General features: G+C 71.3%; 28 protein-coding genes and 1 pseudogene. 13 read left to right on the top strand and 16 right to left on the bottom strand.

All coding sequences use genetic code 11. The features are described from left to right. The first annotated feature begins 6 nt into the window (after nt 1-6). Nucleotides 7-705, top strand: coding sequence for a sirohydrochlorin chelatase (locus tag AB0K28_RS01850; RefSeq protein ID WP_364364507.1), 699 nt, complete (start codon nt 7-9; stop codon nt 703-705). 296 nt (nt 706-1001) lie between these two features. Here the strand turns inward: AB0K28_RS01850 and AB0K28_RS01845 are convergent, their stop codons facing one another. After that, the gene (locus AB0K28_RS01845) at nt 1002-1718 is read right to left on the bottom strand and encodes a DUF1707 domain-containing protein (RefSeq protein WP_364363875.1); all 717 of its coding nucleotides are present in this window, start codon (nt 1716-1718) and stop codon (nt 1002-1004) included. 183 nt (nt 1719-1901) lie between these two features. Here AB0K28_RS01845 and AB0K28_RS01840 point away from each other — a divergent pair, with 183 nt between their 5' ends. Beyond that, nucleotides 1902-3242, top strand: coding sequence for an ankyrin repeat domain-containing protein (locus tag AB0K28_RS01840; RefSeq protein WP_364363872.1), 1341 nt, complete (start codon nt 1902-1904; stop codon nt 3240-3242). Between the two features lie 114 nt (nt 3243-3356). Here AB0K28_RS01840 and AB0K28_RS01835 read toward each other — a convergent pair whose 3' ends face one another. The 5 genes from AB0K28_RS01835 to AB0K28_RS01815 form a co-directional block, all read right to left on the bottom strand. Next, nucleotides 3357-3935 carry an HD domain-containing protein gene (locus AB0K28_RS01835; RefSeq protein ID WP_355427713.1) on the bottom strand — a complete coding sequence of 193 codons (579 nt, stop codon included), beginning with the start codon at nt 3933-3935 and terminating at the stop codon, nt 3357-3359. Nucleotides 3936-4139: 204 nt separating this feature from the next. Next, nucleotides 4140-4670 (bottom strand): hypothetical protein, encoded by a 531-nt coding sequence (locus AB0K28_RS01830; RefSeq protein ID WP_364363868.1) that lies wholly within the window; start codon nt 4668-4670, stop codon nt 4140-4142. 359 nt (nt 4671-5029) lie between these two features. Next, nucleotides 5030-5920 carry a maleylpyruvate isomerase family mycothiol-dependent enzyme gene (locus tag AB0K28_RS01825; protein ID WP_364363865.1) on the bottom strand — a complete coding sequence of 297 codons (891 nt, stop codon included), beginning with the start codon at nt 5918-5920 and terminating at the stop codon, nt 5030-5032. Then, nucleotides 5920-6075 carry a hypothetical protein gene (locus tag AB0K28_RS01820; protein WP_345387248.1) on the bottom strand — a complete coding sequence of 52 codons (156 nt, stop codon included), beginning with the start codon at nt 6073-6075 and terminating at the stop codon, nt 5920-5922. Before AB0K28_RS01820 ends, AB0K28_RS01825 begins: the two co-directional genes overlap by 1 nt. Beyond that, on the bottom strand, nt 6075-6632 hold the full coding sequence (locus AB0K28_RS01815) for a sigma-70 family RNA polymerase sigma factor (RefSeq protein ID WP_345387250.1): 558 nt from the start codon (nt 6630-6632) through the stop codon (nt 6075-6077). Before AB0K28_RS01815 ends, AB0K28_RS01820 begins: the two co-directional genes overlap by 1 nt. 174 nt (nt 6633-6806) lie before the next feature. Here AB0K28_RS01815 and AB0K28_RS01810 point away from each other — a divergent pair, with 174 nt between their 5' ends. Then, complete coding sequence (locus AB0K28_RS01810) at nt 6807-7232, top strand: OsmC family protein (RefSeq protein ID WP_345387252.1); 426 nt, start codon at nt 6807-6809, stop codon at nt 7230-7232. 77 nt (nt 7233-7309) lie between these two features. Continuing rightward, complete coding sequence (glgX, locus tag AB0K28_RS01805) at nt 7310-9442, top strand: glycogen debranching protein GlgX (protein ID WP_364363860.1); 2133 nt, start codon at nt 7310-7312, stop codon at nt 9440-9442. Nucleotides 9443-9496: 54 nt separating this feature from the next. Here the strand turns inward: glgX and AB0K28_RS01800 are convergent, their stop codons facing one another. Beyond that, a complete protein-coding gene (locus AB0K28_RS01800) occupies nt 9497-9892 on the bottom strand; it encodes a hypothetical protein (RefSeq protein WP_345387254.1) in 396 nt (131 codons plus the stop codon). Between the two features lie 136 nt (nt 9893-10028). On the opposite strand from AB0K28_RS01800, the gene AB0K28_RS01795 reads away from it, so the two are divergent. The 3 genes from AB0K28_RS01795 to AB0K28_RS01785 are packed head-to-tail and all read left to right on the top strand — an operon-like array spanning nt 10029 to nt 12442. Beyond that, complete coding sequence (locus AB0K28_RS01795) at nt 10029-10754, top strand: pyrimidine reductase family protein (protein WP_345387256.1); 726 nt, start codon at nt 10029-10031, stop codon at nt 10752-10754. Next, entirely contained in the window at nt 10747-12057 is a 1311-nt protein-coding gene (locus AB0K28_RS01790) for an ATP-dependent DNA ligase (protein WP_364363856.1), read from the top strand. The genes AB0K28_RS01795 and AB0K28_RS01790 overlap by 8 nt, the downstream gene beginning before the upstream one ends. Nucleotides 12058-12082: 25 nt before the next feature. After that, nucleotides 12083-12442 (top strand): hypothetical protein, encoded by a 360-nt coding sequence (locus tag AB0K28_RS01785; protein WP_364363853.1) that lies wholly within the window; start codon nt 12083-12085, stop codon nt 12440-12442. A 443-nt stretch (nt 12443-12885) separates the two neighbouring features. Here the strand turns inward: AB0K28_RS01785 and pgeF are convergent, their stop codons facing one another. Continuing rightward, on the bottom strand, nt 12886-13593 hold the full coding sequence (gene pgeF, locus AB0K28_RS01780) for a peptidoglycan editing factor PgeF (RefSeq protein ID WP_364363850.1): 708 nt from the start codon (nt 13591-13593) through the stop codon (nt 12886-12888). 83 nt (nt 13594-13676) lie between these two features. On the opposite strand from pgeF, the gene AB0K28_RS01775 reads away from it, so the two are divergent. Continuing rightward, nucleotides 13677-15080 carry an MFS transporter gene (locus AB0K28_RS01775; RefSeq protein WP_364363847.1) on the top strand — a complete coding sequence of 468 codons (1404 nt, stop codon included), beginning with the start codon at nt 13677-13679 and terminating at the stop codon, nt 15078-15080. Here AB0K28_RS01775 and AB0K28_RS01770 read toward each other — a convergent pair. Beyond that, the gene (locus AB0K28_RS01770) at nt 15070-16143 is read right to left on the bottom strand and encodes a class I SAM-dependent methyltransferase (protein ID WP_364363844.1); all 1074 of its coding nucleotides are present in this window, start codon (nt 16141-16143) and stop codon (nt 15070-15072) included. The genes AB0K28_RS01775 and AB0K28_RS01770 overlap by 11 nt on opposite strands. A 126-nt stretch (nt 16144-16269) precedes the next feature. Between AB0K28_RS01770 and AB0K28_RS01765 the strand changes: the two genes are divergently transcribed. Together AB0K28_RS01765 and AB0K28_RS01760 are read left to right on the top strand one after the other, a co-directional pair. Beyond that, a complete protein-coding gene (locus AB0K28_RS01765) occupies nt 16270-17703 on the top strand; it encodes an aldehyde dehydrogenase family protein (protein WP_364363841.1) in 1434 nt (477 codons plus the stop codon). Between the two features lie 19 nt (nt 17704-17722). Next, a complete protein-coding gene (locus tag AB0K28_RS01760) occupies nt 17723-18598 on the top strand; it encodes a tetratricopeptide repeat protein (RefSeq protein ID WP_364363838.1) in 876 nt (291 codons plus the stop codon). 46 nt (nt 18599-18644) lie between these two features. On the opposite strand, the gene AB0K28_RS01755 is transcribed toward AB0K28_RS01760, so the two are convergent. Together AB0K28_RS01755 and AB0K28_RS01750 are read right to left on the bottom strand one after the other, a co-directional pair. Next, nucleotides 18645-19046, bottom strand: a complete 402-nt coding sequence (locus AB0K28_RS01755; protein WP_345387270.1) for an RNHCP domain-containing protein — start codon at nt 19044-19046, stop codon at nt 18645-18647. A gap of 1 nt (nt 19047) precedes the next feature. After that, nucleotides 19048-19386: an RNHCP domain-containing protein gene (locus AB0K28_RS01750; RefSeq protein ID WP_364363835.1), complete on the bottom strand. Its 339-nt coding sequence runs from the start codon at nt 19384-19386 to the stop codon at nt 19048-19050. 349 nt (nt 19387-19735) lie between these two features. Between AB0K28_RS01750 and AB0K28_RS01745 the strand changes: the two genes are divergently transcribed. Further along, nucleotides 19736-19921 (top strand): hypothetical protein, encoded by a 186-nt coding sequence (locus AB0K28_RS01745; RefSeq protein ID WP_345387274.1) that lies wholly within the window; start codon nt 19736-19738, stop codon nt 19919-19921. Nucleotides 19922-19927: 6 nt separating this feature from the next. Beyond that, nucleotides 19928-20740, top strand: coding sequence for an MBL fold metallo-hydrolase (locus AB0K28_RS01740; protein WP_345387276.1), 813 nt, complete (start codon nt 19928-19930; stop codon nt 20738-20740). A gap of 25 nt (nt 20741-20765) precedes the next feature. Here the strand turns inward: AB0K28_RS01740 and ligD are convergent, their stop codons facing one another. The 3 genes and pseudogenes from ligD to AB0K28_RS01725 all read right to left on the bottom strand — a co-directional run. Then, the gene (gene ligD, locus AB0K28_RS01735) at nt 20766-21740 is read right to left on the bottom strand and encodes a non-homologous end-joining DNA ligase (RefSeq protein WP_364364504.1); all 975 of its coding nucleotides are present in this window, start codon (nt 21738-21740) and stop codon (nt 20766-20768) included. Next, nucleotides 21647-21988 carry a hypothetical protein gene (locus AB0K28_RS01730; RefSeq protein ID WP_364364501.1) on the bottom strand — a complete coding sequence of 114 codons (342 nt, stop codon included), beginning with the start codon at nt 21986-21988 and terminating at the stop codon, nt 21647-21649. The genes ligD and AB0K28_RS01730 overlap by 94 nt, the downstream gene beginning before the upstream one ends. Before the next feature lie 122 nt (nt 21989-22110). Next, a pseudogene (locus AB0K28_RS01725) lies at nt 22111-22242 on the bottom strand (hypothetical protein); the annotation flags it as partial. Between the two features lie 376 nt (nt 22243-22618). Here AB0K28_RS01725 and msrB point away from each other — a divergent pair. Beyond that, nucleotides 22619-23020: a peptide-methionine (R)-S-oxide reductase MsrB gene (gene msrB, locus AB0K28_RS01720; protein ID WP_345387280.1), complete on the top strand. Its 402-nt coding sequence runs from the start codon at nt 22619-22621 to the stop codon at nt 23018-23020. A 181-nt stretch (nt 23021-23201) separates the two neighbouring features. On the opposite strand, the gene AB0K28_RS01715 is transcribed toward msrB, so the two are convergent. Beyond that, nucleotides 23202-23990 (bottom strand): hypothetical protein, encoded by a 789-nt coding sequence (locus AB0K28_RS01715; protein ID WP_364363830.1) that lies wholly within the window; start codon nt 23988-23990, stop codon nt 23202-23204. A gap of 180 nt (nt 23991-24170) precedes the next feature. Next, nucleotides 24171-24872 carry a hydrogen peroxide-dependent heme synthase gene (gene hemQ, locus AB0K28_RS01710; protein ID WP_355427777.1) on the bottom strand — a complete coding sequence of 234 codons (702 nt, stop codon included), beginning with the start codon at nt 24870-24872 and terminating at the stop codon, nt 24171-24173. Nucleotides 24873-24874 lie beyond the last annotated feature (2 nt).

The raw sequence follows: 24874 nt of genomic DNA, 5'->3' as shown, positions 1-24874 counted from the left end.
CCACTGGTGGCGGTGGCCCACGGGTCTCGTGACCCGCGCGCCGCCGCCACCGTGGCCGCGTTGCTCGACCAGGTGCCGCTGGACGTGCGGGTGGCGTACCTCGATCACTGCGCGCCCTCGCTCGGGCAGGCGCTCAGCGGGCTGCGGGCGGCCGTGGTGCTGCCGCTGCTGCTCACCGAGGCGTACCACAGCCGGGTGGACCTGCCCGCGGCGCTCAACGAGGCCCGGGCGCGCGATCCGCTGCTGCGGGTCAGCTACGGGAGCACGCTCGGCCCGCATCCGCTGCTGCTGTCCGCGCTGGAGCGGCGGCTCGGCGAGGCGGGTGTGCCTGCGGGCGACCCCGGGACGGCGGTGGTGCTGGTGTCGGCCGGCTCCAGCGACGCCAGGGCCAACGGCGTGGTGGCGGAGACGGCGCGGGTGTGGCGGCGGTCCGGCTGGTGGACCGTGACACCCGCATACGCCTCCGCGGCGCGCCCCACTCCGGCGCAGGCGGTGGCCGCCCTCAGACGGGCCGGCGCCCCGCGCGTGGTCGTGGCCCCGTACCTGCTGGCCCCCGGCTTCTTCGCCGACAAGGTCCGCCACGAAACCCTGAGGGCCGGCGCCGACGCGGTGGCCGACGTCCTGGGCCCAGCCCCGGAACTGGTCGACATCCTCCTCGAACGCTACAAAACCGCCCTAACCCAACCAACCGCCCTGGCCGTCTGACGACAGGTTCAGCAGCCGAGGCCACCCCCTCCCTCGGGCGGGAGTCAGTTACCGAGGCAACCCCCTCCAAAGGACGCCAACCCCCTACGACGGGGAGGTAGCCGGGACGGGGGCCACCCCTCCCTCAAAGGACACCAGCCACCTACCACCGGAACCTGACACAGGTGGGGGCAGTGGCCGAGGCCACCCCTCCCAAAGGACGTCAGCCCCCACGGACGGCTGGGGGCAGCGGCCAAGGTCGCCCCCTCCTCCAAAGGACGTCGGCCAGCTGCCGCCGGAAAGGGACAGGGCAAGGGTCAGTAGCCGGGGTGGCGGTTGTCGTTGCGGAGCTGGCGGCGGAGTTCGCGGCCCTCGGCGCGGACCTGGCGGCTCAGCTCGCGCCAGTCCTCGCCGTGGAGCTGACGCCAGTGCTCGCGCCAGGCCGAGAAGCCACGCTTGAGCGGCTTGGCCTGCGAGTCGCCGACCACCTTGACGTCGCCCATCACGGCGTACGCCTGCACGCGCACCACGGGGGCGCTCGCCCCGGACAACGCCTGGTCGACCTTGACCTTCTTGTCGCCCATGATGGCCATGCCGTCGAGGTCCACGCTCACGCCGTCGGGGACGATGATCTTCACGTCGCCCATCACCGCGACGGCCATGATCTCGACCTTGTCGGTGCGCACCTCGGCCTCGCGCAGGTCGAGCACGACGTCGCCCATCACCGCGACAGCGCCGAGCTCCTGGTCGATGCGCCAGGTGCCGTGCCGCTTGGAGTCACCCATGACGGCCACGAACCAGCGCCGCTTCCTGCCTTGGGGCTGCACGGGAGCGGGCGCGGGCGCGGCGGCGCCCGACGGCAGGTCCTGGGTGAGCAGGGCCAGCTCGGCGTGCGTGGTGGCCGTATAGGCCGCTTCGGTACGGTCGGTCAGCTCGGCGAGGGTGAGACGCCCCTCGACCGAGGCGACGCGCAGCTGCTCGACGACGGCCTCGCGCTCGGCATCGGACGCACGGAGCTCACCGGGATCAGTCATACTCGCAACATATCGCGTCTTGCCCCCGATGCTCCTCCTCCCTGCGGAGGAATACCTTGATACCCCAAAACATGCACATTTCGGATGAGAAGTGAACCGGTCCATGGGCGGGGCACGTATCACGCGATGACACGGACCCCGGTCTGGTCCGGGGCGCGGCCGGACCAGGCTAGGGTCCCTGTCATGCATGAGGAACAGCTCTACCGCGCGGCGTTGAACGGCGAGACCGAGACCGTCGGCAAGCTGCTCGCCAGTGGCGCCGATCCCAACAGGCCCAGCGAGGGCGAGGACGCGGGCCTGCCGCTGTGCGCGGCCGCCGCCTGGGACCGCACCGAGGTGGCCGGCGCGCTGCTGGCGGCCGGCGCCGAGGTCGGCGCCAGGGAGGCGGGCGGCTGGACGGCGCTGCTCTGGGCCGCCGCCAACGGCCACGCCAACGTCGCCAGGGTGCTGATCGAGGCAGGCGCCGAGGTCGACGTCACCAACGACGACGGCGACACCCCACTCACCCTGGCCGCCAGGCGCGGCGCGCTGGGCGTCGTGCAGGTGCTGCTGGAGGCGGGCGCCGACCACCGGAAGTACGACGGCGACGGCGACACGCCGCTGGAGATCGCCCTCGACTGGGTCGGCGTGCACCTGGAGAGCGCGCTGCTCGACCAGGTGGAGCAGGAGGGCTGGGAATACGTCGTCGCCCGCCAGTACGCCAAGGACGGCACCGAGCTGGTCACCGTGGCGGGCCGCTCGGCCGACGGCGCCGAGAGCGAGCAGGTGCAGGCCCAGCGCGGCCACGCGGCCATCGCGACCCTGCTGGAGGACGCGGCGGGCGTCGAGACGCCGGTGGATCAGCTGGTGGCGCGGGCGCTGGCGCACCGCGACGTCGACGAGGACGCCGAGACCTGGTGGATCGTGGCCGACACGCTGGGCAAGCGGGCCGACGACGACACCTACGAGGCGCTGGCCAGGCTGTGCGTGAGCGAGGACGCCAGGGAGCGCGAGTTCGGCGTGGACGCCATCGCGCAGTTCGGGTTCTCCGACGGCGACAAGCCGTACCTCGAAAGGGCCCTGCCGCTGCTGGAGAAGATGGTCACGACCGAGGGCAACCCGCAGGTGCTGCGCTCGGTGCTGGCCGCGCTCGGCCACCAGGGCGACCCGCGGGCGCTGCCGTACGTGCTGGACGTCATCGGGCGTCCCGATCACAAGCGCACGATCACCGACCCCATCGCGCTGGCCGACGTGCTGCCGCCCGACCACGAGGAAGGGCTGGCGCTGCTCATCTCGATGAGCGAGGACGACGACTCCGAGATCCGCGACTGGGCGACCGCCGGGCTCGCGGGGCTGTCGGCCGACACGCCGCAGATCAGGGAGGCGCTGGCGGCCCGGCTGACCGACGCCGACCTGCGTACGGTGGCCGAGGCCACGCGTGGGCTGGCGGTGCGCGGCGACGAGCGGGCCGCCCAGGGCGCTCAGCGGGTGCTGGCGGAGAGCGACGACGAGTACGCCAGGGATCTCGTCTCCAAGCCCGCCTGAGCCCGCACAGGCCCTCACAGCCCCGCCCGGGCCCCTGGGCCGGGCGGGAACCGCACCTGGGGTGTCGCCCCGGGTGGTCGGCCGCTGTCCATGCAGCAGATGCGGCCGGATCTGTCAGCCGCCGTTGAGCACGCGGGTCACCCAGTCCAGGGTGCCCGTGCTCAGCGCCTCCTCCGCCAGGCGCTTGCCCGTCGTCGTGGTGATGGCCGCGAGCGAGCTGTCGATCCACCCCTGCACGTTCTGGTGTCCCTGCTCGCGGTACTCCACGGCCTGGATGAGGCACTCCAGCTTGTCGGCGTCGCGCGCGCAGACGGCTTCGAGGCTGGCCTTCTCCTCGTACTCGCCCACGGCGTCGCGCAGCATGCCGGCCACCTCGGCGGGCACGTGGCGCACCTGGTCGGCGGTGACCTCCTCGTTGGGGGCCGGCTTGAGGTAGAGCTTGCCGACGTACGGGATGTCGGTGATGCGGGTTTCCTGCGTGTCGTGGAAGAGGCTCATGAAGGCGGCCCGCTCGGGGTTCGCCCCTTCGAGCCTGGCGATCACGGCGGCGAGCACGGCCGCGCGGAACGAGTGCTCGGCGATGCTCTCGGGATCGCGTACGCCCGCGACCAGCCAGCCGGTCCGCTTGTAGCGTTTGAGCAGCCCGAACTCGTACATCAGGTCGGCCAGACCGGTCGTGTCGTCACCCGTCATGGGAGACCCCCTCTCGTCTCGTGCTGCCGTCCGGGGGACGCCGTGACCAGCGGTCACGGCGTCCCCCGGCGACCTGGTCGAGGATTGGCAAGCCTACGTCGCCGCTCCCCGGTTCCTGCGTCGGCCCCGGTGATCAGCCCGGTGATCAGCCCGGTGATCAGCCCGGTGGTTGGTCCGATGGCCGGTCCGGTGGCCGGTGCGCCGTCAGTCCCAGTCGGAGGCGCGCCAGTCGTTGCCGTAGTCGCTCTTCAGGCCGTTGCGCCAGCTGTCCCACGGCGCCCACTCGCCGCCGCGGTCGTCGTAGCGCGGCTTGAACTTGATGGGCCGCTCCTTGACCGGCTTGTACGGCTTATATGGCTTGTGCGGCTTCTGATGCTTGTGCGGTGGCCGGTTCGGCGGCTGGTTGGGCGGCTGCTCGGGCTGCTCGGGCTCTTCCGGCTCTTCCGGCTCCTCGACCTCCGGCTCCTCCTGCTCGGGCAGCTCGCGGATGGGCTCGTGGCGCCTGTCGTCGTGGTGGCGGTGGCCACGGAAGTGGTGCTCGTCGTGGAAGTCGTGGTGGTGGTGGTGATGGTGGTGCCCGCCCCACCAGCGGCGGCCCCACCAGTACGGGCCGCAGCGGCGGTGACCGCATCCCAGCACCGGCTTCTCGCCGGAGGTGTAGGCGACGGCGGCGGGGACGGCGGGCGCGCCTGCGCTCGCGCCGGCGATCCCCTGGCCGACGGGAAGGAGCACCACGCCGGCCGCGGTGGCGGCGAGCGCAAGGCCAGCGATACGCCGGCGCACCGCTGGCCTATGTGGCTTATCGAAATGAACGTGCATCTATTACCGCCCTGGGTAGAACGACCCGAAATCCGAGCCCCCATTTCTCGGAGTACTCGGACAAGGGCAGACGTACCCGCGCACAGAATCCCGTTTACCCGTACTGATCCAAACAACCCGTCAAATCCTTAAGGTTCCGGCGAAGGGGTCGTTGTACCAGAATTTTGGGAGACCGCTGCGCACTTCCCGGGCGCCCGTACGGTAAAAGACGCACGCTCCGCGCCTTTTCCTCTACCGGATAAGTGAGAAGTGCGGAATTAGTCCGATTTCGCGGGTTAAGGGCCGGAAAGAGCGGGGGCGGTGGTGAGCACGTCCCTGGCCAAGGACAGGTCGCCCTCCAGGTCGGCGGGGAAGTCGGCGGGGTCGCCCCGGCCGCCCAGCAGGAAGCAGAAGGCCACGACGTCCGCCGTGATGTGCGCGTCAGGCTCCCCCGGCCCGGCGTCCTCGACGCCCAGTGCGACCCGCCACTCGCCGCCGCCGGGACCCGTCAGCGTCAGCAGCAGCGTGCGGCCGGAGCCGTCCAGCCCCGACAGCAGCATCGTCCACGGCAGCAGGCGCGCGCACAGGTCGGCCGTCGGATGGATGTGCTCGGGGAGGGGGTCGGGCAGGCGCACCCGCGCCGTCCGCGCCGCGTCGGCCGTGTGGATCCACGTCTCCAGGCCCCTGGCCAGGATGTGGTCCCTGACCGCGATCTCCATGCCGTCGAGCGTGGCGAGGGTGGTGGGCGGCAGCTCGGCCAGGTGCCGGCAGAGCGCGTCGGCCTGCGCCCGCCAGTCCCGCCGCGTCTGCTCGGGGCTGCGGGCCCGCTCGTACGCCTGGACGTCGTGCGTACGCCCCAGCGAGTCGGCCGCCTCGATCGGCGGGCCCAGCACGGGAGCGCCCACGGAGGCCGCCACCAGGCCGTCCTTGGCCGCCAGGTGGGCCACGAGCTCCTGCAGCGTCCAGCCCTCGACGATGACGCGCGACCAGTCGTCGTCCACGGCGGAGGCCAGCAGGGCGTCCATGGCGGCCACGCGGGCCGCGTACGGCTGCGCCCAGCCGGCGGTGGGGGCCGCGGGGCGGCGCCGCGCGCGGGCCCCGGCCAGGAGCTGGGGCCGCAACGAGTGGGCCGGCACCGCCGGGTCCTCCATCATCGCGTCCAGATAGAGACGCTCGACGGGGTCCATCACACCTCTTCCTGCGCGTACGCGGCGGCCAGGCCCGTGTGCGGCGGCCCTGGTTCCGGCACGCTTGCTCCATGTCCGCCCGATCTGTGCCGCGACCGGACGTTCATCAGGTCTTCTCCGCTCGCGCCCGACCCGTGCGGGGACCCGGCGCTCATCAGACTTCCTCCTCGGCCAGCGCGTCCGCCAGGCGGCGTAACGCCTGGCGGATGCGGGACTTGGCGGTGCCCTCGGGGACGCCGAGCTCCTCGCCGACCTGCCGGTAGGTGCGCCCGCCGAAGTACGCCAGCTCGACGGCCTGGCGTAACGCCTCGGGCAGGGACGTCACCGCCCTGCGCACCCGGTCGGCCTCGGCGGCGGCCAGCACGGTGTCCTCCAGGCGGGCCGGCTCCCGTTCGAACAGCCGTGGCCCGAGCACCGACACCCGCCTGCGCTCCTCCGCGCGCACGTGGTCCACCGCCCTGCGGTGGGCGATGGTGGCCAGCCAGGCGCGCAGCGTGCCCCGGTCGGGGTCGTAGGCCAGCGGCCGCTCCCAGAAGACCAGGAACACCTCCTGCGTGATGTCCTCGGCGATCACCCGGTCCCTGGTGACCCGCAGGGAGAGACCGAAGATCAGCGAGGAGAGCCGATCGTAGACCTCCCCCAGCGCGGACTCATCGCCGCCGACCACCCGCTGGTGCAGCAGGCGGTCGTCGTACGGTGCCTCCACTGGCACCACACTCCCGTGTAATCCGGACCAAGGCGGCACAGGCGCCGCGACCCGAGCATGACATTATTCGCGGCAAATGTAGAGCGGGATGACCCGCACCGCGAGACTCTTTCGCCCCGCGATAGTGTCGTCTTCAGAAAGCGACGAAGCACACACGGAGGGAACACGGAGGGACCACCCATGGCCACCACCCGCACCGCGACGACCCAGTGGAAAGGCGCCCTGCTCGACGGCTCGGGCACCGTCTCTCTCGACACCTCGGGCGTCGGCACGTTCGAGGTCTCCTGGCCGTCCAGGGCCGAGTCCGCCAACGGCAAGACCTCCCCCGAGGAGCTCATCGCCGCCGCCCACTCCTCCTGCTTCTCCATGGCGCTCTCCCACGGCCTGGCCGGCGCCGGCACCCCGCCCGAGTCGCTGACCACCAGCGCCGACGTGACGTTCCAGCCGGGCGAGGGCATCACCGGCATCGTGCTGACCGTCCAGGGCCGCGTGCCCGGCATCAGCGCCGAGCAGTTCCAGCAGGCGGCCGAGGCCGCCAAGGCCGGCTGCCCGGTCAGCAAGGCGCTCGCGGGCACGACGATCACGCTCAAGGCCGAGCTGCTCTGACGAGCGAACGCCCTTACCGAACGGCGATCGGAGCATTGCGCGACCAAGACCGCTTTCGCGTGCGACAATCGGGTCACATGCGCGAGGTCTGGCCGGGCGAGCCCTATCCACTCGGCGGCACCTGGGACGGCGTTGGCACCAGCTTTGCGGTGTTCTCCGAGGTCGCCGAGCGGGTCGAGCTGTGCCTTTTCCACGATGACGGCTCCGAGGAGCGCGTCGATCTGCCCGAGGTCGACGGCTTCGTCTGGCATGGCTATCTTCCGGGCATCCAGCCGGGGCAACGCTACGGCTATCGCGTGCACGGGCCCTACGACCCGCCGCGGGGCCACCGGTGCAACCCGGCCAAGCTGCTGCTCGACCCCTACGCCAAGGCCATCGACGGCGAGCTGACCTGGAACCAGGCGCTGTTCCCCTACTACTTCACCGACCCGAGCCGGCGCAACACCGAGGACAGCGCCCCCTACATGCCGAAGAACGTGGTGATCAACCCGTTCTTCGAGTGGGGCAACGACCGGCCGCCGCGCATCCCGTACCACGAGACCGTGATCTACGAGGCCCACGTGCGCGGGCTCACGATGCGCCACCCCGACGTGCCGCCCGACCTGCGGGGCACGTACGCGGGGGTCGGGCATCCGGCGATCATCGAGCATCTGCTGTCGCTCGGGGTGACGGCGGTCGAGCTGATGCCGGTGCACCACTACGTCCCCGAGCACTTCCTGGTCGCCCGCGGGCTGACCAACTACTGGGGCTACAACACCATGGCCTACCTCGCCCCGCACGGCGGCTACTCCAGCGCGGGCACGCGGGGGCAGCAGGTGCTGGAGTTCAAGGCCATGGTGCGGGCGCTGCACGAGGCGGGCATCGAGGTCATCCTCGACGTGGTCTACAACCACACCGCCGAGGGCGACCACATGGGGCCGACGCTCGGGTTCAGGGGCATCGACAACGCCGCCTACTACCGCCTGCACGACGGCGACCGGCGCTATTACCTCGACTACACCGGCTGCGGCAACTCGCTCAACGTGCGCTCGCCGCACGCCCTGCAGCTCATCATGGACTCCCTGCGCTACTGGGTGCTCGAGATGCACGTCGACGGGTTCCGCTTCGACCTGGCCTCGGCGCTGGCCAGGGAGCTGCACGACGTCGACCGGCTGAGCGCGTTCTTCGACCTCATCCAGCAGGATCCGGTGATCTCTCAGGTCAAGCTGATCGCGGAGCCGTGGGATGTGGGGCCGGGCGGGTATCAGGTCGGAAATTTCCCGCCTTTGTGGACGGAATGGAACGGGAAATACCGCGATATCGTACGAGATTTCTGGAGGGGCACCCATTCAGCCCTTCCTGAGTTCGCGTCCCGGCTGACCGGCTCCGCCGACCTCTACGAGTCGTCCGGCCGCCGTCCCGTCGCCTCCATCAACTTCGTCACCTGCCACGACGGCTTCACCCTCGCCGACCTCGTCTCCTACGACCACAAGCACAACGAGGCCAACGGCGAGGACAACCGCGACGGCACCAACGACAACCGCTCCTGGAACTGCGGCGCCGAGGGCCCGGTCGAGGACCCCCACATCGTGACCCTGCGCCGCCGCCAGCGCCGCAACTTCCTCGCCACCCTGTTCCTGTCCCAGGGCGTGCCGATGCTGTCCCACGGCGACGAGATCGGGCGCACCCAGCGGGGCAACAACAACGCCTACTGCCAGGACAACGAGCTGGCCTGGATCGACTGGTCCACCGTCCACACCGAGTCCGACCTGCTGGAGTTCGTGCGCGCACTGTCGAAGCTGCGCCGCGAGCACCCCGTCTTCCAGCGGCGCCGCTTCTTCCACGGCCGCCACCCCGACGACGGCCGGCGCGACCTCGTGTGGCTGACGCCGGGCGGGCGCGAGATGACGGCCGGCGACTGGCACATCAGCTACGCCAAGTCGCTCATGGTCTATCTGAACGGCGACGCCATCACCGAGCCCGGCCCCAGGGGCGAGCGCATCGTGGACGACTCGTTCCTGCTGCTCATCAACGCCCACCACGAGAACATGTCGTTCACGCTGCCCGGCGAGGAGTTCGGCAGCGGCTGGCTGCCGGTGCTCGACACCAACCACGACACGATCGAGGACGCGTACGCCGACGAGCGCTGGTCGGCCGGCGATCTCGTCGCGGTCACCGCCCGCTCGCTGCAGGTGCTGCGCCTGCCCCGCCAGGACGTCAGAACGCCCTGAGCCGCGTCACCCCTGAGCCCCGTCAGCCCTGAGCCGCGTCAGCCCTGAGCCGCGTCAGAAGAGCCGGGCGGCGCTCGCGCTCAGGAGGACGAGCGTGAACGCGGTGACGCCGGCCAGGCCGTGCAGGGTGACGGCGAGCGCGGGGAAGCCGCGCGCGGCGGTGGTGGTGTGGCGGCCGGTGCCGAGCCAGCGGGTGAACATCACGAAGCCGAGCAGCGTGGCGGCGGCGAGGCCGGCGAACGCGGCCCAGACCAGCACCCGGTTGCCGGTGATCAGCCCGCCCGCCCAGCAGATCAGCGCCGTCACGGCCAGGGCCGGGTGCGAGACGACGAGCGCGGCGGGGAACCGGGTGATCTTGGTCGGGCGCTTGGCGCCGGTGAGCCAGAACGACAGCAGATAGACGCCGGCGGCTGCGGCGATCGTCCACGCCACGGCGGTGGCCAGGCTCACGGCGGCCCCTCTCCCTGTTATCCCTATCGTCACGTTAAGCAAAGAAACGGTAAGAAGTCCGCCGTTACGCGAAAGTACTATCCGTCCCAAAACCGGGGCGGGACCGATTGTCGGTGCGCTGTGCCAAGGTAGAGGAGTGCGGCGCATCTATCCCGACATTCAGGACAACCCGGACATCGTTCAGGCGTACGCCTACCCCGAAGACCGGCCATGGCTGCGGCTCAACATGGTCGCCAGCGTCGACGGCGCCGCCTGGCTCAACGGGCGCTCGGGGCCGCTGTCCAGCAAGGGTGACCGGCGGGTCTTCCAGACGCTGCGCGGGCTGGCCGACGTGATCCTCGCGGGCGCCGCCACCGTGCGCAAAGAGGGCTACGGCCCGGTCCCGCCGCGCGACTCATGGGCCGAGATCCGCGAGGGCAGGCCCGAGGTGCCGCCCATCGCGGTCGTCACCCGCAGCCTGTCGCTCGACCTCGACGGCGAGCTGTTCACCGATGCGCCGAGCAGGACCATCGTCATCACCTGCGAGTCCGCGCCCCAGGAGCGGCGCAGGCTGGCGGCCAAATACGCCGACCTCGTGGTGGCCGGTGACGACGGCGTCGACATGCCCCTCGCCGTGGCCGCGCTGCGCGAGCGGGGGCTGACCCGGGTGCTGTGCGAGGGCGGGCCGCGCATCAACGCCCAGCTCTCGGCGTGCGGGCAGGTCGACGAGCTGTGCCTGACGATCAGCCCGCTGCTGGTCGGGGGCGGTGCCGCCCGCATCCAGAACGGCACGCCCGCGCAGGTCGGGCTGCGGCTCGGCCACGTGCTGGAGGAGGACGGGGTGCTCTTCTGCAAGTACACGAGGGAGCAGAGCGATGACTGACGACCCGACCACGGAGCCGACCACGGAGCCGACCACCGGGCCGACCACCGGGCCGACCACCGGGCCGACCACGGAGCCGACCGCTTCGGCGGCCACTTCGCCGGCGACTGATCCGGCCGCGGAGCCCGGCGCGGAGCCCGGCGCGGAGCCCGGCGCGGAGCCCGGCGCGGAGCCGGTGGCCGAGGAGGAGCCGCAGCCGGTGCCCAATCTGCCGGTGCGGCCGCCCGTTCCGCCGATGCTGGCCAAGCCGGTCAAGGCCATGCCGAAGCAGGACGGCACGCTGTTCTACGAGCCGAAATGGGACGGTTTCCGGTGCATCATCTTCCGCGACGGTGACGAGGTCTACCTGGGCAGCCGCAACGAGCGGCCGTTCACGCGCTACTTCCCCGAGCTGGTCGAGGCGGCGCGGGCCGAGCTGCCCGACAAGGTCGTCATCGACGGCGAGATCGTGCTGCCCATGGGCAGCCAGCTCGACTTCGACGCGCTCCAGCAGCGCATCCATCCGGCCAAGTCGCGGGTGACGATGCTGTCCGAGCGCACGCCTGCCCAGTTCGTCGCGTTCGACCTGCTGGCGCTGGGCGACGAGTCGCTCATGGAGGTGCCGTTCGCGCAGCGGCGGGCGCGGCTCGAGACGCTGTTCCCCGAGAAGGGCGGCTCCATCAGGCTCACCCCGGTCACCACTGACCAGGGGCAGGCGGGCGAGTGGTTCGAGATGTTCGAGGGCGCCGGGCTCGACGGCATCATCGTCAAGCCGGGCGACCAGCCTTACGTGCCCGACAAGCGCACGATGTTCAAGGTCAAGCACGAGCGTACGGCCGACGTCGTGGTGTGCGGCTACCGCGAGCACAAGTCGGGGCCGATCGTCGGGTCGCTGCTGCTCGGCCTCTACGGCGACGACGGGCGGCTGCACCACGTGGGGGTGGCGGCGTCGTTCCCGATGAAGCGAAGGGCCGAGCTGGTCGAGGAGATCAAGCCGTACCTCGCCGAGCTGAGCGAGCACCCGTGGGGTCACTGGGCCGAGCAGGCGGCGGCCAACGTCGGCCAGCCGGCGGCCGGGCCGTCCAGGGGCGGGCAGCGGGTGCCCGGCGCGGTGTCGCGGTGGAACGCGAAGAAGGACCTGTCGTTCATCCCGCTCCGGCCTGAACTGGTGATGGAGGTGGCCTACGACCAGATGGAAGGCGACCGGTTCCGGCACACCGCGCAGTTCCGTCGGTGGCGGCCCGACCGCACTCCTGAGTCATGCACGTACGAGCAGCTCGAACGTCCCGTGCATTACAACCTCGACGACATCCTTGCCCGATAGTCGTTGTCCCGATATATCTCGTTCTATGACTACAGGGGATGAGCTCAGAGCCGCCGTGGCCGCACGCCGCGATTTAGGGCCCGACTACGAAGACGCCGTCGTGGACTCGTTCCTCGACAAGATGGGCCAGGAGATCGACCGGCGGGTGGACGAGCGGCTGAGCCAGGTCGCACCCAAAGGCCGCCAGGTGGCCCGCCAAGGCCCGCCCGACGGGCAACGCCTGGCCCTCGCCATCGTGTCGGTGGCCCTCGGCACCGTGTCGACCGTCGTGTTCATGGTGCTCGGAGAGGGCCGGTTCTGGCCGATCCTGGCGGTGTGGATGGGCATCATCGCCGTCAACTCCATCTTCAACGGCTCCAACTCCTCCAAAGACAAGAAGGACTAACCCCACCCACCACCGTGACAGTGGCCCTGGGGGCCGTCGGGGGGTTCTGTGGGGGTGTCACATCGGGGGTGCAGGTTGGGGGTCGGCGGGAAGGCCGGTGCGGGGCCGCCGGGGGGTCTGCGGCGATGCCGGCGGGGGCCTACGACGGTTGCAACGAAGTGCCCGTGGGGTTCGGCGAGCCGCCGGTGCGAGGCCGCCTATGCGGGGTCTGCGACAGCGTCGGCGCGGGTCCTGCGAGGACTACAACGAAGTGCCAGGGGGGGTCCGCGAGGCCGCCCGCTTGAGCTGTCGGTGCGGGGCAGTGGCCGCCGGTGCGGAGCCCGCGGCAACGTCGGCGAAGGCCCTGCGGGCGGTCCAACGAGGCGCCAGTGGGGTGTTCGGGGAAACCGCTGGCGGGAGCCCGTGAGGCCGCTGGTGGGGCCTGACGTGGGGCGTTCGGGTGGCTAGGTGAGCCAGATGAGGCCGGCGAAGCGGCCTGTCGGCTGGTCGCGGCGGTGGGAGTAGAGCTCCGCCGACTCGATCGTGCAGCGGGTGTCGTGGCGGATGTCGGGGACGCCTGCTGCTCTCAGCTGTGACGCGATGCCGGCGCGCAGGTCCAGGGCGGGGGTGTTCCAGGACGTGGTGGACCAGGTGGCGGGGACCTTTTCGGCCACCTGGGCGCGGAGGGCGGCGGGGACCTCGTAGCAGCGGCCGCAGGCGCCGGGGCCGATGAGCGCGACCATTCTGCCTGGCTCGGCGCCCTTGGCCGCCATCGCGGTCACCAGGGCGGTGGCGATGCCGGCCTCGGTGCCGGGGCGGCCGGAGTGGGCGGCGCCGACCATGCGGGCCACCGGGTCGGCCACCAGCACGGCCGGGCAGTCGGCGCCGAGCGACGCCAGCGCCAGCCGGGGCTCGGTGGTGAACACGCCGTCGAGCGGCGGCGGGTCGTCGCCGTACGGCTCGCTCACGTACGCCACCTCGGCGCTGTGCACCTGGCGCATGAAGACCACCGCCCGCACCCCCAGCTCGGCCACCAGGCCCGCGCGGTTGGCGCGGACGGTCACCGGGTCGTCACCGACCATGCCGCCGAGGTTGCGCGAACCGTAAGGCGGGGCGCCGACGCCGCCGTCGCGGTCGGTGATGGCCACGTGGACGCCGGGGGCGAGCTGCATGCCCCCGATCCTAGGCGACGCCTGACACCTGCAGCGGGCACCCCGGTATTCGATGGTGATAGAACACTTCCTACAGTTGTTCCATGGCTATCGAACATCGTCGAGGTGTCATCGTACTGGCGCTGGTCGCGTCCTTCATGGTCTTCGTGGACGGGACGATCGTGCACCTCACCCTCGCCCAGCTCGCCTCCCACCTCGGCGCCTCGCGCGCCGAGCTGGAGTGGGCCGTCAACGCCTACACGCTCTCGTTCGCGGCGGTGATGCTGGGCGCGGGCGCGATCACCGACACCTTCGGCGCCAAGCGGGCCTTCGTGGCGGGGCTGCTGGTGTTCACGGTCTCGTCGGCGGCGTGCGCGGCGGCGCCCACGATGGCGGTGCTCAACGGGGCGCGGCTGGTGCAGGGCGCGGGGGCGGCGCTGCTGCTGCCCAGCGCGCTCGTGCTCGCCACCGCCGCGGCCGGTGACGAGCACGCGCGGCACCGGCTGGTCGGCTGGTGGTCCGCGGCCGGCGGTGTCGGGATGGCGGCGGGGCCGCTGCTGGGCGGCGCGCTCGTGGCGGTCGCGGACTGGCGTACCGTGTTCGGCGTCAACGTGCTCATCGGGGTCCCCGCGATGATCTGGAGCGTGCGGTCGATGCCGGCCGTGCCGCGCGGCGAGCGTCGTCTGGACGTCGCCGGCCTGGTCACCGCGACCCTGCTGATCGGCGGCCTGGTCTTCACCCTCGTCGAGACCCCCGTCCAGGGCCTCCTGAGCACGCCGGTCGTCACCGCCATGGTGCTGGGGGTGGCCGGACTCGCCGGTTTCGTCCTGGCCACTCGCGCCGCCTACACCCGCCAGGCACCCGGCGGCCGGGCCAGGCGCATGCCGTTGGTGCCGGCGGCGCTCTACCGGGATCGGGTGTTCGTCGTGACGGCGGCGCAGGGGGCGCTGTTCAATCTCGCCTTCTACGGGCTGCTGTTCGCGATGAGCCTCATGCTCCAGCAAGGGCGCGGGCTGGGAGCGCTGAGCAGTGGGCTGCTGTTCCTGCCGTTGACCGGGCTCATCGCGATCGCCAACCTGTGTGCGGCCCGGCTGGCGCGGCGGTTCGGGCGGCCGGCCGTGGTGGGCACGGCGCAGGCGGTGCTGGCCGGGACGTTCCTGCTGGTGGCGTGGGCGGGCACGGCGGAGGAGCTGTGGCCGCTGGTGCTCGCGCTGGTGCCCGCCGGGTTCAGCTCGGGGCTGCTGGTGCCGTCCATGACCTCGCAGGCGATCGCCGCCGTCGGGCCCGAGCTGCACGGGGCGGCATCGGCGGCGTTCAACACCGCGCGGCAGGTCGGCGGGGCCGTGGGCGTGGCCGCGTTCGGGCCGCTGCTCGGCACCGCGCAGGGGCTGCGGGACGGGTTCGTCGTGTGCGTGCTCGCCTGTGCCGCCGCCGTCGCCGTGGGCCTGCTGCTCACCCCACTCACCCGCGAGCGGGCGCGCGCCACCGTGGCGGCGGCTACGACGTGAGGCGGTGCACGGTGAGCGGGCCGCCGCCGTACCGGCCGATGGCCTCCTCGTCGGCGAAGGCGAGCACCCGCATCATGTTGCCGCCGTCGCTGAGCCGCACGTTCCTGCGCAGCCGGCTGACCAGGCCGGCGGGCAGCCTGGTGGTGCCGGCCTCGATCGTGTCGCCGTAGTGCGGGGCGAACGCGACGCCCGCGAAGCCCGTACGCCGCAGCAGCGTGCGCACGGTCCGGGGCGAGTAGAACATCAGGTGGTTCTTGGTGAAGCCGCTCCACTGCGACCCGTACGCCTTGAGCAGCAGGGAGTTGGCGTTCACGGTGAGGATCAGCAGCACACCGCCCGGCCCCAGCAGGCTCCTGAACAGCCGGAAGTCGTCCAGCGGCCGGGGCAGGTGGGCAAGCACCGACCAGAGCGTGATGACGTCGAAGCCGCCGGCTGCGATCTCGGGCACGTCCTGCGGGGCGCCGAAGAACGTGCGGGCCCGGCTGAGCCGCTCGTTGGCCTGCGCGACCGACTCGGGCGACAGGTCCACGCCGTACGCGTCGAAGCCGCGCTGCTCGGCCAGCTCCAGGAAGAGGCCGACGCCGGAGCCGAAGTCGAGCAGGCGGCGTTCCTTGCCCTCGTCGAAGACCGGGGAGAACGCCCGCATCGTGAGGTCGTAGCGGCGCTGCCGGTTGGCGGCGTACTTGCCGGTCAGGAACGAGCTGTAGCCGGTGGCGTACAGGTCGCCGAGGCGCTCGGGGCGGACGTTCGGGTTGCGGTAGAGGAAGCCGCAGGCCGGGCAGCGGACGACGTGGTAGCGCCAGCCCTTGCCGCCGTTCGGCTCGAACAGCGGCTGCTGGCGCGACTCGCCGCACATCATGCAGTCGAGGAACTCCTCGATCTCGCCCAGGGAGCGGGTGCGCTCGTAGGCGGCCCGGGACACGATCGGTGCGCGCCAGGTGAGCAGGCGCCACTGCGCCTCCCTGGCGAGCCGCTCCCCCGGACGTACGTAGACCCGCTGCCCCCACGGCACGTCGTCATAGCGCGATCCGTACGCCAGCCGCCCGAGCCATCGCTTCACCATCGCCACCACCCACCCTCGCGACCGGTTGTGCCCCGCGTTACCGCGACTATGCGTCCACTTTCGGGCGCTTTACGTGATCTTTCCGGCCCCTGGTCAGCGTACTTGAGCAAGCATATGCTTGGTCGCGTGCCTGACTACCGCAACCTCATCGGCGGCGAGCTGGTGCCCGCCCCGCGCACGATGGACACGGTCAACCCCGCCACCGGCGAGCCCTGGGCCCGCATCCCCGCGTCGGGCGCAGCGGAGGCCGCCGCCGCGGTCGAGGCCGCCGGGCGCGCGTTCCCCTCCTGGTCGGCACTGCCCGCCCTGGCGAGGGCGGGTTACCTGCGCAAGGTCTCCGAGGTGTTCGGCGAGCACGCCGAGGAGCTGGCCCGGCTGGAGGCCCGCGACAACGGCCGCATCCTGCGCGACACGCTCAAGCGGGACCTGCCGGGCATGGCGTACCTGTGGCAGATCGCCGCCGGGCAGTGCCTCGACGCGGTCAGGGGCGACACCGTGCAGCTCGGGCCGGACGCGCTCGGGCTGACCAGGCGCGAGCCGTACGGGGTGGCCGTCTGCATCATCCCGTGGAACTCCCCCATCTCGACCTTCTCCGCGAAGGCCGCGTACGCGCTGGCCGCCGGGAACACGGTCGTCGTCAAGCCCGCCGAGCAGGCGAGCGCGTCGGTGCTGCGGCTGGGCGAGCTGCTGGCCGAGGTGTTCCCGCCCGGCGTGCTCAACATCGTCAGCGGCCTGGGCGAGGAGGTCGGCGACGCGCTCGTCCGGCATCCGGGCGTCGGCAAGGTCAGCCTCACCGGCTCCACCGAGACCGGCCAGGCCATCACCAGGGCCTCGGCGGACGCGCTCAAGCCGATGACGTTCGAGCTGGGCGGCAAGTCGCCGAACATCGTCTTCCCCGACGCCGACCTGGACGCCGCCACCCTCGGCGTCACCGTGAACTCCGTCTACACCGGCAACGCGGGCCAGGTGTGCGTGGCGGGCTCGCGCATCCTCATCCACCGCTCGATCTGGGACGAGATGCTCGGCCGCATCGAGCGCGCCTGCGCGGAGCTGGTGCTGGGCGACCCGCTCGACCTCGCGACGACGATGGGGCCGATCGTGTCGGCGGCCCAGTACGAGCGCGTCACGTCGTACCTGGAACTGGCCGAGAAGGAGGGCGCGCGGCTGGTCTTCGGCGGCCGGGCGGGCGCGGAGGTGGTGCCGGAGCTGCCGGGCGGCTACTGGGTGGCGCCCACGCTCTACACGAGCGAGGACAACGGGCTGCGGGTGTGCCAGGAGGAGATCTTCGGCCCGGTCGCGGTGGCCATCCCGTTCGAGACCGACGACGAGGCGCTGACGATCGCGAACGACTCCCGCTACGGGCTGGCGGCCGGCGTGTGGACGCGGGACCTGGGACGGGCGCACCGGTTCGTCCGTGATCTGCGGACCGGCACGGTCTGGGTGAACACCTTCCGCCAGATGCCTCCCGGGCTGCCGTTCGGCGGGGTCAAGGACAGCGGATACGGCCACGACGCGGTCCTCGAGTACACCCGGGAAAAGGCCGCCATCATCAAGATTTAGTCGGATAGATTTACCCCCCATGGACGAGGGGATCATGGACCATTCCGGGCTGTCCGACGCGGCCGCGCAGTCCCGGGCCTCCGTGCTGCGCAGCCGGGCGGAGTCGTACATCGCCCTGTCGCGGCACGACGCCGCGATAGCGGACCTGACCGAGGCGATCGCGCTGGTCCCGGAGAACGCGCGCGCCTGGCGGCTGCGCGGTGAGAGCCATCGGGTGATCGAGCGCTACCAGGCCGCGCTCGACGACTTCGACGAGGCGCTGAAGCTGGAGCCGGACAGCGCGTACGCGCTGGGCTCGCGCGGCCAGACCTACGCCGCGATGGGACGCCTGGAAGAGGCCATGGCGGACTTCGAGCACGCGCTCACCCTCACCCCGGACTCGTTGTGGATCCTCGAGGCGAAGGCGGACGCGCTGGTGGACCTGGACCGGCTGGACGAGGCACTGGCGGAGCACACCAAGATCATCTCTTTGAACACGGACCTGGCGTACTCCTGGCTCGCCCGCGGCGAGCTCTACCAGCGCATGAACCTCTACACCGAGGCCATCGACGACTACACCAAGGCTCTTGAGGCGGACCCCGACCACGTACGGGCCCTCAGCCGCCGCGGTGAGGCGCTGCGCATGATCGACCGCTACGACGAGGCGCTCGCCGACCTCAGCCGTGCGCTGGAGCTGGACCCGGGCAACGACCGCGCGCTCGGCAGCCGGGGCGCGGTGCTGAGCGAGCTGGGCGACAACGAGGCCGCGCTGAGGGACCTGGACGCCGCCATCGAGCTGGACCCCGAGTACGTCTGGGCGTTCCGCGTGCGCGGCGAGATCTACCAGGAGCTGGACCGGCACGAGGAGGCCATCGCCGACTTCACCCAGGCCCTGCACCTGGAGTTCGGCGACTGACCAGGCTCGGCGGCCGGGGCCGCGCGAAGCGGTCCCGGCCACCCCGTCACAGCGCGAGCAGGGCGTTGACCGGCAGGCGGGCGTCCGACAGCGGCCGCATGGCGATGCGCAGCAGCGCCAGCGCGTTGTCGTCGCCCGCGATGCGGTTGGCGCTCAGCTCGCCGCACGACTGGCAACTGTGGATGATCAGCCACTCGCCGTCACCCCGGACGGAGACGCTGAGCGCCGCCATCCGGCCCCGGCAGCCCGCCCTGCGGTCACCGGGCACGCGGCGATCGACGTGCAGGCTGGTCAGGCAGTTCGGGCAGTGGTTGCGGTGCGCGGTGCCGGGCGCCGTCATGGGCACGTCGAGCCGGCAGCCGACGCAGCGGAACGCGTCCGCCGGCTCCGCGTGATGGATCTTCTTGCGTTGCTGCGGCCGCCGGCCGCCGGGTTTCCTGCGCGGCATGTCACAGATCACCGAACGCTTCGAGCGGGAACGGCGGCTGCGCCAACGGCCTGACGGCCATGCGCATGAGGATGAGCTGGTTGTCGTCCCCGCAGATCGGGTTCGAGGTCAGCTCACCGCACCGGGTGCAGCGGTGGATGATCATCCACTCCCCGGTGCGCAGCACGGCGATCGAGATGGGGATCATCCGTGACCGGCACTCGTCCTGCAGGTGCAGCGAGTGCAGGCAGCTCGGGCAGTGGTTGCGCCGGGTGCCGTCGGGGGCGTTCGCGGTGACCGTGAGGCCGCAGCGTACGCAGGCGAAGGTGTTGAGCAGTGGTGAATTGCCGTTGGTGGACAACCTGGGTACTCCTTGCCGGAATGGTCTTCGAAATCACGCAGCAAGGAAGCGCCCAGCGGGCCTCGCGGGGCACGCTGGTCATACGGCCTGTCCGGTTATGAGGTCATCGCTCGGTCAGAGGCGGGATCCGCCGGAGGCACGACTGCGAGGCGCGCTGGGCGCGGTGCCAGGCATCAAACCCTCCCCACGTGTGGCACGAGGCCACGGACACGGCATTTCACGGACGGATGGGAGCGTAACGGGGGGCGCCGCCGGATCGCCAGCCATTTTTCCCGCGCGACCATCGCTGGCGGGTTTGGCTCCGGGCGGCCGTGGCAGAGGACGTACGGAACAAAGGGGGACGAAAGCCATGAGTAACCCGCAACAGCCGGAACTTCGCAGGTCAGGAAGGTCCGGCGCCAACGCGAAAGCGGCCGACGTCATACCCGAGACCAAGAAGCGCTCCGGGCACCCGCACGGCACGGACAAGGGCCGCAAGGGCGGCGGCAAGGGCGGCGGCGTGCCTCCGGAGCAGCGACCACGACACCCGGAGTGATCCGACGTGACAGGCAGCCTGCAGTTCATCGGGAACGCGACCACGCTCATCCGCTACAACGGCTTCACGCTCCTGACGGACCCGAACTTCCTGCACCGGGGCCAGCTCGCCCACCTCGGCTACGGGCTGGCCGCGCGGCGGCTCACGGACCCGGCCCTGCGCGTCGAGGACCTGCCGCCGCTCGACGCGGTCGTGCTCTCCCACATGCACGGTGACCACTGGGACCGCGTCGCCCGCAAGAAGCTCGACCGCGACACCACGATCGTCACCACCCCGTCCGCCGCCCGCGTCCTGCACCGGCAGGGCTTCGGCCAGGCCGTCGGGCTGTCGAACTGGTCGGAGTACCGGCTGCACGGCCCCGGCGGCAGCGTGCGGATCACCGCGCTGCCGGGCAAGCACGCGCCGGGCTTCGCCGAGTCGCTGCTGCCGCCCGTGATGGGCACGATGCTGGAGTTCTGCGGCCAGGACGAACGGGTCCAGCTGCGCCTGCACATCAGCGGCGACACGCTGCTCGACCGGCGGCTCGACGCCATCCCGCGCCGCTTCCCCGACATCGACCTGGCCCTCGTCCACCTGGGCGGCACCAAACTGCTCGGCACGCTCATGGTCACCATGGACGGCGAGCAGGGGGCGTCGTGGGTGGATCTGATCAATCCGCACACCGTCGTACCGATCCACTATGACGACTACACGGTCTTCAGCTCGCCGCTCGACGACTTCAAGCACCACATCGAGCAGGCCGGGCTCGCCGACCGCGTGGTCTACCTGAAGCGGGGCGAGACCCGCGAGCTGGCCCCGCACCGCCTCGTCCGGCAGTGAGCGCGGCAGTGAGCGCGGCAGTGAGTCAGGTGTCGGAGCGCGCCTTGCTCGGCTGGACCCGCTTGGGCTCGCCCGGCATCTTCGGATAGTTCGGCGGATAGGGCAGATCGCCGCGGTCGTCCCCGGCATAGAGGTCGAGCAGCGTCTCGATCGAGTACGCCGCGTCGTCGATGGCCGCGTGCACGTCGCCCACCTTCGCGAACCGGGCCGGCACCGTGCGGATGTCGAAGTCGCGCGGGTCGGCGTCGGCCAGCTCGTCCCAGGTCAGCGGGGTCGAGACGGGCGCGTGCGGCTTCGCCCTGACCGAGTAGGCGCTGGCCACCGTGCGGTCTCTGGCGTTCTGGTTGAAGTCGATGAACACCCGCTCGCCGCGCTCCTCCTTCCACCACGCCGTGGTGACCAGGCTCGGGTCGCGCGCCTCGACGGCCCTGGCCAGGGCGATGCCGGCGTGACGTACTTGGACGAAGTCCCAGCGGGGCTCGATGCGCACGGCGATGTGCACGCCGCGGTTGCCCGAGGTCTTCACGAAGCCGGTCATGCCGAGCTCGGCCAGCACGTCCCTGGTCAGGAACGCCGCCTTGCGCGCCGCGTCGAACTCGAGACCAGGCTGCGGGTCGAGGTCGACGCGCAGCTCGTCGGGGTGCTCGACGTCGGCGGCGCGCACCTGCCACGGGTGGAAGTCGATGGTGCCGAGGTTGGCGCAGTAGGCGATGGCCGCGACCTCGGTGACGCGCAGCGAGTGGGCCTTCCTGCCGCTCGGGAACGTCACCTCCACCGACTGCAGCCACTCGGGATGCTTCGGGGGCATGCGCTTCTGGTAGATCGCCTCGGTCTGCACGCCGTCGGGGTGGCGCTTGAGGTTGGTCGGGCGGTCCTTGAGCGCCCGCAGGGCGCCCTCACCCACGCTCACGTAGTATTCGACCAGCTCGCGCTTGGTGGCGCCGATCTCCGGAAAGTAGACCTTGTCGGGATTGGTGACCTTGACGGTCCGCTCCCCCACCTCGAGCTCGATAAACGGCGATGCCATGCCCCCGAACCTACCCCTTGCCGTCGAAGAGGGGCCTCAGGTGCCCTCACAGGTTTCTCCCGGCCGCTGGACGCAGCCCTCGGGCAGCCGGGGCCCTTCGCCGGTCCACCCGATCGCCTCGACCACCCGTGCGTACCACGGGTCGCCGTGACCGTTCCACGGCTGACGCCCATCGCCTGAGCGATCTCCGCCTCCGACGACTCGAGGTAGTAGCGCAGCACCAGCACCTCACGCTGGCGTCGCGGCAGCCCCCGCACGGCCAGGAACACCTGCCTGCGGGGTCGCGCTCGGACAGCGCGCCCCACCGGCGATGGACCGCGGCGAACGCGTCCTGGACCACGTCCTCGGCGCTCTCCCGGTCGCCGAGCAGCAGGAACGCCAGCCGCACCAGCGACAGGCGGTGCACCTCGAACAAGGCCGCCACGGTCGCGCCGCCCGCTTCCGTGGGCGGCGGATGGATGATCTCGGATTGCATGTCTTCTCCATGCGCGAGGCCCCGGGGAGGTTGCTTCGCGCCGGCGATCGCTTAAGGGCGTCCCGGGCAGTATGGCGGTGGGACGGGGTGGGCCCGTCCCGGAGCCTCCTCGGTGGCGGGACCGAGGGCTCGACGGGACGGGCCGCCAGATCACCCTCCGCCGTTCCGGGCGCTGGCGCGCCACCCGGCCGGCCGTTCCGATCCCCAGCGGCGCCAGCACGGGCGTGGGCTGTGCCGCTCGGCGGGATCTGCGGATGATCTCACCCCTTGGCAGGGGGTGATGACACCCCCTTGCCGAGAAAGACGCGAAATTCCCTGAGAACGGATGCTTCAGCCTGCGGAGATCTCTTTTTGCCGCATCTCGTACTCTGGAGGTATGGACAAGGTGGTCAAGAGCGAGGCCGAATGGCGGACCCAGCTATCTCCTGAGGAGTTCCGTGTCCTCAGGGAGGCCGGGACCGAGCGCCCGTTCACGGGGGAATACGTCGACACCAAGACCGAGGGGGTCTACTCGTGCCGCGCCTGCGGGGCCGAGTTGTTCCGCTCGGACACGAAGTTCGAGTCGCACTGCGGGTGGCCGAGCTTCTTCGAGCCGTCCGAGAGCGAGGCGGTCCGGCTCATCGAGGATCGCAGCCTCGGCATGGTCCGCACGGAGGTCCGCTGCGCGCGCTGCGACTCCCACCTCGGGCACGTCTTCCACGGGGAGGGCTACCCGACGCCGACGGACGACCGCTACTGCATCAACTCGATCTCCCTGCGGCTCGAACCCAAGGGGTGATCAGGTAACGACAGGGCGTATCGATCGCCGGCCACGGGTACGAGCACCGCGTGCGGTTTGTCCATCTTCGCCACCGGTGGGTGACGGTTGAGACCATCGGGCGGGTGGTCACTCAGCGCTGCGAGGTGTGCTCGAAGACACGGGTCCGGGTCCGCTGACCCGGGCCCCCTCCTTCCGCTGGTCAGCGGGGGTTCGGGTAGGTGACGCGGCAGCTGCGGTCGGAGGGGCCGAGGATGTTGGCGAGCACCGGGTTGCCGTTCTCGCCGAACTCGGAGTGCACGAACACCACGGGGTTCTGGACGCCCTGCTCATGGAGGTAGGCCAGGCCGCGCTCACACAGCTTGATCGCGGTGAGGGAGTTGTCCGCGCTCTCCGGCAGGTCGGTGTAGATGCGCAGGTAGCCGCCCACCGTGCGGACATCTTTCAGGCGTTTGAACGCTTTGTCCTTCACGCCCCAGTTCGTGCGGAAGTACTCGGCCGCCAGGACGTCGGTGTGCCGGGAGGGGCCGTCCGCCTTGTAGTCCTTGCCGTCCTCAGCGGCCGGGCCCTCGGCCAGCACGTCATCCGGGGTCGTGACGCCAGGCACCAGCCCGGAACTCCTGCTCGGGGCCTGCTGCCGTGGCTTGGGCGGCTCCAGCCGGCGCTCTCCCCTGCTCACCGCCTCCGCTCCCTTCGACCCCGGTGGTCTCGGGCCCGGTCGCGCCGCGCCGGTCCTGCCCTCATGTGGCTCGCCACCGTCCGCGGGCGGGCTCGCGGCGGGGGCGACGATCGTGCCGAGCAGCCCGTACGTGGCCGGCGCGCCGAACATCCCGTTCACCGCCAGCGCCACCACCGCGCCGCCCACGACCACGCCGGCCGCGGCTGCCGTCCGGCCCCTGGCCGCGCGCTTGAGCAGCCCCCGCCGCCACCCGGAGCGCCCCGCATGACGTCCTGCCGCGTGCCGCCCCCGCCGCCTTCCGGACCTGTCCACCAGCCCTCCAAGCCCCACCGCTGGAACGTGCCACCCCGGTCACGCCCCGCCGAGCGGAGATCTCCCTGATTGTGACAAAGGGGATAGAGCACTGCAGCGAGATCGCCGATTTGGGTCTGGTTCTCGTCCCAGAGCCTGTGGCGGGTGGGCGCTGGGAAGAGCCCGCGCCCACCCGCCGGACTACGGCAGAGCGGCGACGAGCTCCTGCACCGGCTTGCGGGCGCCGGTGTAGAAGGGAATCTCGACGCGGGTGTGGCGGCGGGCCTGGGCGCCGCGCAGCGTCCGCATGAGGTCGACGATCCTGTGCAGCTCGTCGGCCTCGAACGCCAGCATCCACTCGTAGTCGTTGAGCGAGAAGCAGGCCACCGTGTTGGCCCGCACGTCGGGGTAGTCGCGCGCCATCCTGCCGTGCTCGGCCAGCATCGCCCGCCGCTCGGAGTCGTCGAGGAGATACCACTCGTAGGAGCGTACGAACGGATAGACGCTCACGTAGGCACGCGGCTCCTCCTCGGCGAGGAACGCCGGGATGTGCGACTTGTTGAACTCGGCCGGCCGGTGCAGCGCCATCGCCGACCAGACGGGCCTGCTGTGCCGGCCCAGCCGGGTGCGGCGGAACCTGGCGTAGACGTCCTGGAGGTCCTCGGGGGTGGGAGCGTGCCACCAGAACATGAAGTCGGCGTCGGCCCTGAACCCGGCGACGTCGTAGACCCCCCTGGTCACGACGTCCTTGCCGGCCGCCTGGTCGAGCAGCTCCTGCACCTCGGCCGCCAGGCCGTCGCGGTCGCCTGGGCACGGCTCGGTCGCCTGGAAGACCGACCACATCGTGTAACGGATCACCTGGTTGAGATCGCGGGCTTTGAGCCGCGGAGCGCCCTCTGTCATGC

It is taken from the genome of Nonomuraea sp. NPDC049504, from assembly GCF_040676845.1.
GTDB lineage: Bacteria > Actinomycetota > Actinomycetes > Streptosporangiales > Streptosporangiaceae > Nonomuraea > Nonomuraea salmonea.
This window is presented reverse-complemented; position numbering and strand designations above follow the sequence as displayed.